Below are 13,211 nucleotides of genomic sequence, written 5' to 3' on the forward strand. Positions count from 1 at the left end.
CACAGAAGTTGCGGAGTAATCCATGGTGAATTCCTACGAGAACTATATCGGCGGTGCTTGGGTGCCGAGCGAAGAAGTGTCGCGAAATGTCAATCCTTCTGACCTTGCGGACGTCATTGGGGATTATGCGCAAGCGAGCGAACGAGATGTCGACCGAGCAGTCGATGCTGCGCGAGCCGCATTCCCCAGTTGGTCAATGACAACTCCACAGCAGCGCTTCGACCTGCTTGATCGCGTGGGTAGCGATCTGATAGGACGGGGTGTCGAGCTCGGCAGATTGCTCGCGCGCGAAGAGGGGAAAACCTTGAATGAAGCGCTGGCGGAGGTTCGTCGAGCCGGTCAGATCTTCAAGTTTTTCGCGGGAGAGGCACTTCGCAGCAACGGAGAAATTGCACCGTCGATTCGGGAAGGAATTAGCGTTGAGGTTACCCGCGAGCCAGTCGGGGTGTTCGGAATTATTACTCCATGGAATTTTCCCGTAGCCATTCCTGCGTGGAAGATGGCGCCGGCGTTGGCATTTGGAAACTGCGTAATATTCAAGCCAGCAGAGCAGGTACCCGCAAGTGCCTGGGAGCTTGTTAGTATATTGGCAGAGGCTGGAGTCCCTGACGGCGTTGTCAATCTGCTAATGGGTCAAGGAAATATCGTGGGCGAAGCGATGGTCGAGACCCCGGGTATCGATGGCATCAGCTTCACCGGTTCGGTATCCACCGGTGCGCGAATCGGCACGCGATGTGTTTCACGAGGAAAGCGCGTCCAGTTGGAGATGGGGGGTAAGAATCCGATGGTCGTACTGGATGACGCGGATCTGGATGTCGCCGCCGACGCCTGTATCAATGGTGCCTTCTTTTCAACGGGGCAGAGATGTACCGCTTCCAGTCGCATCATCGTGGTAGAGAATATTCACGACCTTTTTGTCGAGCAGTTAGTGCGACGTATGAAGTCCCTGAGAGTAGGCAGTGCTCTAAACGAACTTACACAGGTCGGGCCTGTTGTGGACGCCCGGCAGCTTGAACAGGACGAGCGTTATCTCGCGATAGCGAAGGATGAGGGCGCCGTAGTTTACGGTGGAGAGCGGGTGCACTGCGAAACAGATGGATTCTTTCTTGCTCCTGCGCTTGTCACGAATACAACCAGCCGCATGCGTATCAATCGCAAAGAAGTATTCGGGCCGATAGCCTCTGTGATCAAGGTCAAAAATTATGACGAAGCATTGGCGGTAGCGAACGACACTGAATTTGGCTTGTCTGCCGGGATCTGTACGGCTTCATTGAAATATGCCGCGCATTTCAAGCGCCACGTTAAAGCCGGAATGGTGATGGTTAACACCGCTACAGCTGGGGTGGACTACCATGTTCCGTTTGGAGGACGAAAGGCTTCAAGTTTTGGGCCCCGCGAACAGGGCAGCTACGCGCGTGAGTTTTACACAACGGTAAAAACGGCGTATGTCAATTGTGGCTAGGCTCCGGGCGGCGATTTAGCAGAAATGCGCGACGGCGACGTATGCCGGTATCAAATTTCAGAAGGTTGGTAAGAAATGTCTACATTCTCGGGCATCTGGATTCCACTGGTTACACCGTTTGCGAATGGCAAAGTCGATGACGCCGCGCTTCGTCACCTCGTAGCACATTATAAAAAAGCCGGTGTTTCTGGTTTCGTGGCGCTGGGCACGACTGGCGAGCCTTCCTCCTTGAGCACTGCCGAGCAGGAGGCGGTATTGTCCGCGATCCTGGAAGCTGCAACATCCACGCCGGTCGTGGTCGGATTGAGCGGTAACAATATCGATTATCTGAAGGGCTCGATCGCACACTATAATCAGTTGCCCGTTGCCGGAATTCTGGTTTCGGCACCTTATTACGTCCGGCCTTCGCAGTCTGGGCTCGTCGACCACTTCTTGTCGCTCGCGGACGTCAGCGACAAGCCGCTGATCATTTATGACATTCCGTATCGGACAGGTGTTGGTATTTGCATCGATACGCTGTTGCGTCTGGCAGAACATCCTCGTATCAAGGCGGTAAAAGACTGTGCGCGCACGATCGAGAAAACATTGGCTTTGATACTTGACGGGCGACTGCAGGTTCTGGCAGGAGACGATATAAATATCTTAAGCACCCTTTGTATGGGTGGTGTGGGCGCAATCGCTGCTTCGGCGCATGTCCGTCCAGAAACTTTCGTCGCCGTACACAACGCGATGGAGAGGGGAGACATCAAGCAGGCGCGCTCATTATTCCATCAGATAGTGCCGCTCATCCGAGCGTTGGGAGTTGAGCCCAACCCGGCTCCGGTGAAGGCAGCCCTAGCCCAACTCGGTCTCATTGGGAATGTGATGCGCCCACCGATGACATCCGCTTCACGTGAGCTTCAGGTCCGTCTAACGGGTCTCCTTCATTAGGCGCCTCAGCGTGGCCCATTGCGGCATCCATTGGGTGTTCACATTCTGCGACATGCGGCGATGGAATGGCAAGGTTGCGTAGGCGCGGTCGCCTAGCTGATTCGGACGCGATGCGAACACAAATAACAGGTGTCTGACGGACATCATTCGAAGTATTTTTTTCAGGATAGCTGCTGCGAGCCTAGCTGGGCGGCAGTGAATACATTCCAGCGGCCAGGACAAGGGCACACGTAGCAAGGGCGCATGTAGAAATGAGCTCATTCTTTCTGAGTCGGTAAGCGAAGATGGCCGCGCGTCTCCTGAATTGCTTTCTTGCACCATGGTTAACATGTTAAATTGGGCTACGGCATGTCGCTGCCGCCGGTAGCGAGCTGGCTTAAAAGTGTCCCTTGACAGGGTTGTTCTTCACCCAAGCTAACGATTGTTTATGTCTCGTTTCCGCAGAATTGTAAGGGTGGGTGGGTGGATGCGAGGCGAGTGGCGATGCCGGTATAAACCTCCCGACGGATTCTCATGGCCGTCGTGCGAGGGTCGATTTCGTTTCGTAGGATTATGAATAGATCACAATGATCGCACAAAGAAGAAACTTGGCATTCCTGCTGCTCACAGTAAGAGAGCAAGTCCGTTCGCACTTTCAACCGACCTTTCGACAGTTCGGAATTACTGAGCAGCAATGGCGCATTTTACGTCTACTGGATGAGCAGAACGAGCTGGGCATGAGCCAGATTGCGGACGCCTGCCTCGTGATGCGACCCAGTATCCTTGGTATTGTCGCCCGAATGGAAGAGAGCGACCTCGTCACGCGCCGTGAAATGACGAAGGATGAGTTTCGTCGGCGGGTTGCGGTTTCGCTTACCCCCCGCGGCAGGGCCCTAGTCAATGAAATCCAACCGATCTTCGAATCAATTTACCGGAAGCTTGATGCGGTGCTCGGGCCCGAGCGGCTGGATGAGTTATATCGCGTTCTTGAGTACACCAGCGCCCATTTGGCTTCCGTATCGGAGAATGAATTATCTGACCAGTAGGTTTGCTACTGGCCAAGATAGTTCGCACCCCATGGCCGACTACAGGTGCGGAGTATGGTCCTGAATAAACTGATTGTTGATACCGGAGCCAGGCTCACTGATAGATCAGGCGGTTTGAGTTCAGGCGGTGCACGCGGCACGCAGTGTGGCTGAAATCCTGAGAATACAGATGAATTCCGGGTCGACCGTTTAGGATTCCAAAACGTGGATGCGTGCCTCCTCCATAGGCTGCACGAGAGGCTGGTTAACTCAAAGAGGGGGAAAGGTGATCGAAAAGCCACAACTTGAAGACGCTTTGCTGGAGATTTCCAATGGCGTAGCAACTCTCACGCTCAACCGTGACGATGTTCGCAATGAACTGACCGGCACGACGCTGGTTGCTGACATAGAAGCAACGGTCGACTGGATAAACCGTGAAGAATCGGTGTCGGCGCTTATTCTGACGGGAGCGGGCAAGGCCTTTTCCGCTGGTGGGAATATCAAGGACATGCTTAAGCGAGAAGGAGGATTTGGCGGGAGCGTGTACGATATTCAAAAAAAATATCGCGAGGGTATCCAAAGGTTCCCGCTTGCCATGAACCGCCTCGAGGTGCCTTCGATTGCAGCAATCAACGGATCAGCGATCGGCGCGGGTTTCGACCTTGCGTGCATGTGCGACATTCGATTTGCCACTCCTGACGCCTTGATGGGCGAGACGTTTATCAACGTGGGCATCATTCCAGGCGATGGCGGGGGTTGGCTGCTTCAGCGACTTGTCGGCTATCAACGGGCCGCGGAGTTGACTTTCAGTGGTCGAACCTTCCGTGGCAATGAAGGTAAGTCTATGGGCATTCTTCTGGATGTCGTCGCGCCGGAAGAATTGATGAGTGTGTGCATCGCGATGGCCGAGGAATTCGCGCGCAAGTCGCCGCGTGCGCTTCGCATGACCAAACGACTGATGAAGTCTGCACAACGCATGGAATTGCCGGATTTTCTCGATCAATGCGCGCTTTTCCAAGCTACATGTCACCATACAGAAGATCATATCGAAGCGCTAACGGCGACCATTGAGAAGCGACAGCCCGAGTTTAGGGGCTATTAGAAACTCCGACTGATTTGACTCAGCGGGACGACGGCCGACGATTGGTGTGAACTGTCGACGTTTAGATATGAGGCGGTTAGGTTCAATGGCATGGGACAGTCCACGTGGTGACCAGCTACGCTGCACAGGCGGTGATCCGCAAAAGCCGGCCTCGTCGAAATAGAACAGGCGATACTGGCCGTCGCGCACGGCGACCTGAAGCTTCTCAAGTGTGGCCTGTTTCATCTCGAACTCCTGTTCATCGCGCTTTTTTCCAGCGAGAAGCGGTTGCGCTTGAAAGTGAAGCCCGCACGCTTGAGGGCTTCACCCAGCGTTTCTATCTTGCAGGGCAGCGCCTGGGCTTGTGCCTGCTCAAAGCGCCGAACTATCTAGGCCAGGGTAAGCGGCTCGGCCCGCGCAATCTCCAGCGCGACAGCGACCACGTCATCGGCAAGTGCACGCGGCCGACCACCGTTGTGACCGCCCATGAGCGCGCAAACGCCTCCAATACGCCACGCGTGAGCCCAATTGTAGACAGCCTGGTCGCTCACACCGAAGGCTTCACAAACGACCTTTGGCTTATCCCCGCGAGCGAGCATCAAAAGACCAGTGGCGCGTCTGCGCGTGTTCTTGAGCCGGTGATTGATCGCCATCTCCTGCAATGTGATCTCCTCAGCCTTCACAAGCTTCACACGCGATTTCATCGACACCTCGGTACTAGGGAAAAATCCAGGTTACCGAAATCCAAACAGTTTTACCAGGAACACTTACCTTCCTTGGGTTACTGTGTTCGCGCCGGGCCCCACGGCAATGCTCTCAACTTAAGCTCCGCTGCATCAAGCAAGTTTGTACGCGAGGTGGAAGTGGGGCTTGGCTTTTCTGGGTGGTCTTGTATAGGAGCGTGAGGGCTGTATCCGGCATCGGGTCTGTTGGATCATTTCCAGCACACCGGCGAGGCCGTCCAGGCAGCGCTGGATGCGCAGAAGACACGCGCCGAGGATGGGCTTGAGTGCGCCCAGTGCATACACCCGGTTAGGACGGCTGGCATGTCTGTCGTCGTGCGGCGCATCGAGATCGCTGAGCAGGGTGAACAGGTTGTCGGCGAGGATTTTGCGCCGAAGTCCTGCTGTAACGCCAGGTAATCGAGGCCTGTGACGGCTTCCAGCCGCAGCCGGTGCTTGAGTCGTTTGAACGCTTCCTCGACCCGCCAGCGCTGGTGATAGAGCGCGCCGAACGATGCCGCCGGATAACGCCCGCCATCGAGCAGCGAGGTCATCAGCACCCGCACGCGACCGCCCGGCGTGACGTCGCGGATCAGGCGAACAGTGGTGGGCGTACGCGCCAGTTCATAGTCGCGGGCATCCAGTTCGCCGGGCGCGTCCAGTGTCACCACACGCTCGGCTTTACCGCTGCGGGCAAAGGCGCTGACGCATTTCCAGTTACGCGCATCGACGCGCATGCAGAACGGGATTTCGCGCTGTGCGAGTGCGGCCACCATCGCGTTGCCGATATAGCCGCGATCGAGCAGCAGCAGGTCGGTATGCGGTTGCAGCACATCGAGGGCTTCGAACAGCATCTGCCGCTCGCCGCCGTCGGCGGGATGAAGTGCAGCGTGCAGGGTCAGTTCGGAACCCGGCAGGAATAGCGCAAACGCGTAGTGATCGGCGCGCAGTTCATGGCCGCGACGCGTGCCCACACGCAGGCGGCTGCCATCAGCGGCGACCAGCCTCAGGCCGTGCCAGCGCATCGAATCGATATGGGGTTGGGCCAGCGAGATCAGGCGGGCGCGGGCCAGCTCGAACAGTTCGGCAGACACGCCCCGTCGCGCCTTGCTGAAGGCCTGTGCGCTGACAGCGCGGGTGCGCCCGCCGCGGCTTCCCAGTGCGCCGAATAGCGCGTCAAGTTCGGCCTGCACACTGGCGCACATGCCCGACATCATCAGCGCGGCCATGCGCGGCAAGGTCAGTGTGCGATTGCGGGTAAAGGCGGTGGGAGAACGACGCACGCGATCGGCGAGCGCCGGATCGAACAGGAATTCGGAGAACTCAGCCAGAAGCCTTGAGGACGCTGGTATTTGAGTTCATATCGTTGATTTATCAGTGAGTTATGCGATGAAGTTTACAGGGCTAACGCCCTGTATACAAGCCCTTCGAGGCTTAAGTTGAGAGCATTGGGCCCCACGGTAGGGAAAGTCCTAAATTGCTTTAGTTAGTTAATATATTATTATATGGTTCATCGTTGGTTTTTGCGATGAAAATACGCAAATGCACTTAAATTTTATATAAAAATATATGACGACTTTTATAGGAAAGTATGATTATTTATCTTATGAGGGGTATCGCGAACGTGGTTGCTGAACGTCGATCGATTTGGCCGCCGGAATGATTGCAGCAGTGTTGAATTGAATTTGCCGGTAGCTTGCCGTCCGCGTTTCCCCGATGCCACTTCAACGCGCATGGTTGACCCTTGCTGGATTAAATTAATGCGAATATCATGACTCAAACGAAGACCCGGCAGATTATCGAAGATTCGCCAATGAGCACTATGCAAATAATCGCTGTGCTGGTCTGTATCGCATCTACTGTTATCGATGGATTTGATACGAGTGTGATGTCGTTTGCGGCCCCTTTGCTGATCAAACAGTGGGGCTCCACTCCGGAGCAATTGGGTATTATTTTCAGTGCTGCATCGGTAGGGATGATTTGTGGCGCTCTGATGTCCTTTTGCGCCGACCATATTGGCAGACGGCCGACCATTCTCGTGGCTGGATGCCTTGTTTCTGTAGCAATGTTTGCTGCTTCATTTGCCGGCTCCGTCTCCACGCTTGCTGTTCTCCGTTTCTTCACCGGATTAGGCATAGGAGTCATGGTGCCGTGCCTCAACGTCATGGTCGTTGAATACTCGAACCGGCGCTCTGGGAACCTATTTTTATCGCTGCTCCATATCGGACTTGCAATTGGTGCAATTCTTTGCTCTTCGATTGCAGTACTCCTTGTCAACCGATACGGTTGGCGCTCGTTCTTCTTTGTGGGCGCCACTTTGAATTGTTTTGTCCTGTCCGCCAACTTCTTTCTGTTACCGGAGTCGGTGGACTACCTTTTCGTTAAGCAGCCAAGAAATGCGCTCGCTCGCCTCAACGAGGTGTTAAGCAAATTTGGGCACGAAAGTATAGGCAGGCTACCGGCTGTTCCAGAAAGGCAGCAAAGCGGCGCGGCGTTCAGCAAATTGCTCACGGGGGCCTATTTTTTTCCTTTACTACTGCTCGGTCTTGCGGCTTTCTGCCAGCTATTCGTAAGTAATTTTTCTAACAGCTGGACCCCTAAGGTGCTAACGGATGCAGGTCTCTCACATCGTCTTGCGATTGCCAGTGGAATTGCATTGGGCATTGGCGCGGGGCTAGGAAATCTCTTTGCAGGCTATTTTTCGAAATGGATTGGTGCCCGCCGACTAACCGTCATTTGCTACGTACTTACCGCTGGATCTCTCCTGGGCTTCGCGGTGCCATCGGACCGACCGCTCTTTCTGCTTCTGCTGGTAGGTCTGGCAAGTTTTTTCTCCCATGCGACGTATACGGGGGTATATGTCAATACGACGCGTTTCTTTCCAGCAGATATTCGCACATCCGGACTCGGTGCTGCGATTGCAATCGGAAGAACCGGATCCGCGCTTGGTCCATTGATGGGTGGGTTTATGATCGGAGCGGGGTGGGGACGCCCGGCTTACTTCTCATTTCTGGCGGGTATTTGTCTTATTGGCGGCCTCGCGATGCATTTTGCTGTGTTGCGGAATCCAGGTCGGAAACAAAGTGACGATACGAAGAATGCCGTTGCGCGCGTCCCGTAGAACGATCGCAACTGACATCAAATATCCCGGCCAGTGGATCCTCGCGTCGGCGCTCGCGCGGCGCCTTCTTCTGCGATAGCAGTCGTGGATGCTCTTCAATGCGGTAGGCCGTGGCGACGCTGAACAAGGAGCGCGCGGCCGCACCCACCGGGCCGTCCTTGAGTCTGTGCTTCATGTAAAGCAACGAACTACTTCGGCATAGCGCGGGATTCGGCATGCACGTGCAAGCTCAACGGCATCAATCCGCGTGCCTATCTAGAATACGTCCTGACCCATATCGCAGATCACAAGATCAATCGCATCGACGAACTGCGTCTCTGGAACGTGGCCGACAAACTGAAGCCGGACGCTTCGCCCACGCGCACCGTTTGACCAGGTAGATCCAGATAGATCGTGTCCACGATCGCCGATCATGGGCACGTTCTCACGTGACCTATCCGGACATATCCTCGCCCTCACATCATGCCCCACGCGCGCGCGAATCGGGCACCGGCCCGGCCAAGCCGTTTACGGGACAGGGGCTCGCGCGTATCCCGCTCCACAGTCTCCAGCTCGCCGTCGGCATCCTGCTGCTCCTGTGCGGGTTGCGCTGGCTCAGGAAGGCTATCCTGCGAGCCGCAGGTGTCATAGTCCTCCACGATGAAGCGGCGGTATACGCCAGCGAGACTGAAACGCTACGGGCAGGTGCCGCCGCGCACATGGCACTGGACATGATGGCGGTGGCGGCCGCTTGGAAGCGGCTGGAAGAGCGTGATTCTCGAAGGAATCGAGGTCGTGTTCATCGTGATGGCGGTGGGTGCGGCCGGGGGCCAGCCCGGTTTTGCGAGTCTCGGTGCGGCCATGGCGTTCGTCGTTGTAGTTGGGCTGGGCCTGATCGTTCACCGGCCGATTGCCCGCGTCCCGGAAAACACCCTCAAGTTCGTGGTCGGGGTGCTGCTCTGCGCATTCAACACGTTCTGGAGCGGCGAAGGGATCGGTGTGACCTGGCCCGGTGCTGACGGGTCGACCTGCGCTGATCGCCGCTTTCCTGGCGGTTGTCGTCATGACCGCTGGCGGCTGCCGGAGTCAGCGGCCGGCAGGCTCAATCCACTGCCTCCCGGTGAGCGCGACGCCATGCATACCATCAAATCCCTGATTCACAAACTGCTCGGGCTGTTTGTCGGCGATGCCAGCCTCGCGCTCGTGGCGCTGGGCTGGGTCACCGTCTGCGCGTTGGCGTTTCGCCATGTCGACTTCGTCGCACGTTGGCCCGACGCGCTCCTCTGGTTTGGGCTCGCCGTGATCCTGGTCGGGAACGTATGGCGTGACGCCGGGCGACGTCGCGCGTGACCCTTAGCCCGGCGGCACAGATGCGATATCGCGCGCCGGTGGACTGGCTGAATTTCAGCCTCGCTGATGTCCGGGGTGGACTCGGTCCCTATCTCAAATATTCCTGCTGACCCGGCAGCACCGACTGGGACCAGGCGACGATTGGCGCGGTGATGACGGCGAGCGGACTGATCGGCCTTGCGATCCACACGCCGGTTGGCGCCTTCATTGACGGGACCCACTTCAAGCGGGGCACGATCGTCGCGGGCGTGATGACGCTGGCCATCAGCGGGCTCGCGATCACGCTGTTCCCAGTCTTTCCGGTGGTCGCGACCGCGAATGCAGTGATGGCCGTGGCAGGCGCGATCTTCGGGCCGGCGGTTGCGGCGATCACCGTGGGTGTGCTCGGCAGAGACGGCCTCGCCGCTGGTCTGGGCCGTAACGCCGCGTTCGATAATGCCGGCAACGTGTTCATCGCGGTGGTGGCTGGTGTCGTCGGCTGGTGGTTTTCGCAAAGCGCGGTGTTCTATCTGGTGCCGATCCTCGCCGTGCTGGCGGTGATTCCCGTGCTGTCGATTCCGGTCCGGGCGATCGACAATGCCCGCACGCGCGGCTGCGAGTCAGCGCGGCCCGACAGGCGCAAGCAGCCCTCCAGCTGGGCCGTGCTGATTGGATGCCGACCACTGGTCGTCTTCGCCACCTGTGTCGCGCTTTTTCACTTTGCTAACGCACCTATGCTGCCGCTCGTCGGACAGAAACTGGCACTCGCGCACGCTGGCGAGGAAACCGCGCCAATGTCGGCGTGCATCATCGCCGCTCAGACGGTCATGCTGCCGTTGGCGCTGCTCGTGGGCGCGAAAGCGGATCGATGGCGCCGCAAACCAATCTTTCTGGCTGCTTTCGCAATCCTGCCCATCCGCGGCTTTCTGTACCCGCTCTCCGACAACGCGTTCTGGCTGGTCGGCGTGCAGTTGCTTGACGGCGTCGGTGCCGGCATTTTCGGTGCCCTGATGCCGGTCGTGCTCGCCGACCTGATGCGCGGCACCGGACGCTACAACATCAGCCAGGGTGACGTCGCGACAACCCAGGACATCGGCGCATCGCTGAGCAACACGGTTGCCGGTCTGATCGTCGTGAAGGCCGGTTACAGTTTCGCGTTTGTGACTCTCGCGTCGGTCGCGCTGGTGGGATTTGTGGTCTTCCTGCTAACCATGCCTGAGGCTCTGAGGGAGCGAGCCCCAATGGGCGGGTCATCCGTCCTTGCGGTGATACCCGGTGGACCACGATGTGTCGCTGCCGATAAGCAGCAACACATGAGCATTGTGATTTGGGGAGGAGATGCTGGCCAGCGGTGAAAACCCTATAGGCCAGAGTATTGACTTTTAGTTGATGGAGTATTCAAATACGGTAACCGGCTGCAGTGGTGCTAACGGGTCCCTTGGGCGACACGGCACGTGCTGGAGGTATGCCGCACCCGACCCACGGAGTTAATGAACAATGCTTGATTTTGGTATGGCTTCCTCTCACGGGCGCTCGCTGTGGCGCCCGGCCGAGCGCTTCGCCGACACCTTGAAAGGCTATCCGGCGCATCTGGTTGAGCAGTTCCCGGAGACGGCGGGCAGGGAGGCCAGTTCACTGGAATACGCGCAGTCACTGGTGAGTCGGATTCGGACAGGCTTCTCGACGCTCAGGCAGCAACTGGCGGATTACAGGCCGGACGTGATCATCATGGTCGGTGACGACCAGGGTGATATGTTCAACAGTTCCAATAACCCGGCGCTGGCGATCTATACGGGCTCGGAGGAGATGTGGGGGCGTGCGGCGTTCGATCCGGACATTCCAGCGCCGGAGCGGGAGAAGGTGGTTTTCCAGAATCATGTGGAGCTGTCGCGACACCTGTGCAAGGAGTTGATCAAGCGCGATTTCGATATCGCAAGCATGGCCAGGTTCCGCCCGGCGGGCAAGCCGGGCGTGGGTATCTCGCACATGGTTGCGCGCACGGTGCCTGAAGTCGATCCTTCGGGCACGATTCCCATCGTCTGCGTATTCATCAACGAATACTACGCGCCTATGCCATCGGCGCGTCGCTGTATTGCACTTGGCAGGGCGATCGCCGGCATTCTCTCAGAGCGGCCCGAGAGGGCGGCGATTTACGCCTCGGGCGGGTTATCGCACTACCCGAATACGTTGCTGCGTGGTTATGTCGACATTCCGCTGGATACGTGGATTCTGGAGCGATTACAGCGCAATGACGTCGCCGCGCTGGAGCACCTGTTTGCCTTCGATTCTGACACGCAGCGCGCCGGCACCGGCGAGATCCGCGCATGGCTGACTGCGGCGGCTGCGATGAACCGCAAGGCCGAGGTTATCGACTACATGCCAATCCACTCGGGACAGACCGGTGTCGCCTTCGCATACTGGCCCCAGACAGAGCGATAAGCGCGCGTGCGTCGACACCGTTCTGCTTCGACAAGAGGCAATGACGCTACTTCATGTGATTTCGGAGGGGTTATGCCAGACCAGGCATTCACTGCAGACAGCATTCAAGAGTATTTCGGTTTTTCTTCGCATTGGCTGTCCGAGGGGGATACGGGGAAAATTCACTACCTCGACGAGGGTGAGGGTATCCCGGTCATATTTGTCCATGGATCTGCACCCGGAATTACGGCGGCAGCCAATTTTTATCTGAATATCCCGGCGTTGGTCGCTAATGGATACCGTGCACTCGCGCCAGATCTGTACGGATTCGGTTGGACCGAGACACCCGCCGACAAGGAGCCGGGCGTTCAAGCTTGGACAGACCAGATTATTTCATTCATGGATGCCCTTGGCATTGAGCATGCCTATGTGGTTGGTAATTCACTGGGTGGACGAATCTCGACGCGGGTCACGCTCCAGAATCCGGATCGAATCCTCGGCAATATCGTGATCGGCAATGGTGGTGCATTCTGGCCGGAGCCGCGTTTCAAGGGCCAGCGTAGTTCCCGGGAGGAAATTACGTTCTACAGCGCTGACATGATTCGTGAGGCGCTTCGCAAGCTCGTTTGCGATCCGGCAATGGTTCCCGAGATGCTGGTCGAATATCGCACCCGCTTGATCTCCATGCCCGGTGCCGCAGAACGCCATGCGCAAACGACGCGCTTGCAGTCAGCCTCCATCAAGCAGACGCGCCTCGACGTCGATGTGGCGAGGACTTGCACCGTCCCGACCCTCGTGATCTATGGCCGGGAGGACTCACTAGGACCGCCCGAGAACGCTCTCGCGCTGGCCGAAGCGTTTCCGAATGCCGATCTGATGGTGTTCGGCCACTCCGGCCATTGGACTATGGTCGAGCGGGTAGACGATTTCAATTATCTGATGCTTCGTTTCCTTGCCGGATACTCGAATCGGATTGTCAAGCCGCCGGTTCGGTCCCAAGATTTGCGCGCCACAGAAATAAGGGCTGAAATGGCGGCGGCACGCTAGTTAGCAAAAGCGCTGGCTGTAGCCAGCTCAACGCAAATGGGAAGGTCTTCAAGAGGAAGACGTCAACGTTCATGGCAGCTCACACGACCTTGGTAGTGACGCATCGCTGCTAACGTCG

Annotated in this window: 10 protein-coding genes and 2 pseudogenes; 10 read left to right on the top strand and 2 right to left on the bottom strand. The window is 57.3% G+C overall.

The window, feature by feature from the left end; translation table 11 throughout:
- Positions 1-25 precede the first annotated feature (25 nt).
- From B0G71_RS38955 to B0G71_RS38970, 4 genes are all read left to right on the top strand, one after another.
- On the top strand, positions 26-1,462 hold the full coding sequence (locus B0G71_RS38955) for an aldehyde dehydrogenase family protein (RefSeq protein ID WP_220377368.1): 1,437 nt from the start codon (positions 26-28) through the stop codon (positions 1,460-1,462).
- 75 nt (positions 1,463-1,537) lie between these two features.
- A complete protein-coding gene (gene dapA / locus B0G71_RS38960; protein WP_116149741.1) occupies positions 1,538-2,392 on the top strand; it encodes a 4-hydroxy-tetrahydrodipicolinate synthase in 855 nt (284 codons plus the stop codon).
- Positions 2,393-2,979: 587 nt separating this feature from the next.
- Positions 2,980-3,417, top strand: coding sequence for a homoprotocatechuate degradation operon regulator HpaR (gene hpaR / locus B0G71_RS38965; RefSeq protein ID WP_181916970.1), 438 nt, complete (start codon positions 2,980-2,982; stop codon positions 3,415-3,417).
- Positions 3,418-3,682: 265 nt separating this feature from the next.
- Positions 3,683-4,498, top strand: coding sequence for an enoyl-CoA hydratase-related protein (locus tag B0G71_RS38970; RefSeq protein ID WP_258875838.1), 816 nt, complete (start codon positions 3,683-3,685; stop codon positions 4,496-4,498).
- Between the two features lie 368 nt (positions 4,499-4,866).
- On the opposite strand, the gene B0G71_RS38975 is transcribed toward B0G71_RS38970, so the two are convergent.
- The gene (locus tag B0G71_RS38975) at positions 4,867-5,181 is read right to left on the bottom strand and encodes a helix-turn-helix domain-containing protein (RefSeq protein ID WP_220377358.1); all 315 of its coding nucleotides are present in this window, start codon (positions 5,179-5,181) and stop codon (positions 4,867-4,869) included.
- A gap of 230 nt (positions 5,182-5,411) precedes the next feature.
- Positions 5,412-6,482: a transposase gene (locus B0G71_RS38980; RefSeq protein ID WP_258875480.1), complete on the bottom strand. Its 1,071-nt coding sequence runs from the start codon at positions 6,480-6,482 to the stop codon at positions 5,412-5,414.
- A 488-nt stretch (positions 6,483-6,970) separates the two neighbouring features.
- Here B0G71_RS38980 and B0G71_RS38985 point away from each other — a divergent pair, with 488 nt between their 5' ends.
- From B0G71_RS38985 to B0G71_RS39020, 6 genes and pseudogenes are all read left to right on the top strand, one after another.
- The gene (locus B0G71_RS38985; protein ID WP_116149747.1) at positions 6,971-8,320 is read left to right on the top strand and encodes an MFS transporter; all 1,350 of its coding nucleotides are present in this window, start codon (positions 6,971-6,973) and stop codon (positions 8,318-8,320) included.
- A gap of 219 nt (positions 8,321-8,539) precedes the next feature.
- Positions 8,540-8,692 (top strand): annotated as a pseudogene (locus B0G71_RS38995) (transposase domain-containing protein); the annotation flags it as partial.
- Between the two features lie 378 nt (positions 8,693-9,070).
- Positions 9,071-9,649, top strand: a complete 579-nt coding sequence (locus B0G71_RS39005; protein WP_116149751.1) for a hypothetical protein — start codon at positions 9,071-9,073, stop codon at positions 9,647-9,649.
- A 134-nt stretch (positions 9,650-9,783) separates the two neighbouring features.
- A pseudogene (locus B0G71_RS39010) lies at positions 9,784-10,983 on the top strand (MFS transporter); the annotation flags it as partial.
- Between the two features lie 142 nt (positions 10,984-11,125).
- Positions 11,126-12,067 carry a hypothetical protein gene (locus tag B0G71_RS39015; RefSeq protein ID WP_116149752.1) on the top strand — a complete coding sequence of 314 codons (942 nt, stop codon included), beginning with the start codon at positions 11,126-11,128 and terminating at the stop codon, positions 12,065-12,067.
- A 72-nt stretch (positions 12,068-12,139) separates the two neighbouring features.
- Positions 12,140-13,093: an alpha/beta fold hydrolase gene (locus B0G71_RS39020; RefSeq protein ID WP_116149754.1), complete on the top strand. Its 954-nt coding sequence runs from the start codon at positions 12,140-12,142 to the stop codon at positions 13,091-13,093.
- The last annotated feature ends 118 nt before the right edge of the window (positions 13,094-13,211 follow it).

This window comes from Paraburkholderia sp. BL27I4N3, from assembly GCF_003386115.1.
Classification (GTDB): domain Bacteria; phylum Pseudomonadota; class Gammaproteobacteria; order Burkholderiales; family Burkholderiaceae; genus Paraburkholderia.

What these genes read in the sequence shown, in the direction of transcription:
- B0G71_RS38975 (WP_220377358.1), bottom strand. Translation starts at nt 5,181, where the DNA reads ATGAAATCGCGTGTGAAGCTTGTGAAGGCTGAGGAGATCACATTGCAG.
- B0G71_RS38985 (WP_116149747.1), top strand. Translation starts at nt 6,971, where the DNA reads ATGACTCAAACGAAGACCCGGCAGATTATCGAAGATTCGCCAATGAGC.
- dapA (WP_116149741.1), top strand. Translation starts at nt 1,538, where the DNA reads ATGTCTACATTCTCGGGCATCTGGATTCCACTGGTTACACCGTTTGCG.
- B0G71_RS39015 (WP_116149752.1), top strand. Translation starts at nt 11,126, where the DNA reads ATGCTTGATTTTGGTATGGCTTCCTCTCACGGGCGCTCGCTGTGGCGC.
- B0G71_RS39020 (WP_116149754.1), top strand. Translation starts at nt 12,140, where the DNA reads ATGCCAGACCAGGCATTCACTGCAGACAGCATTCAAGAGTATTTCGGT.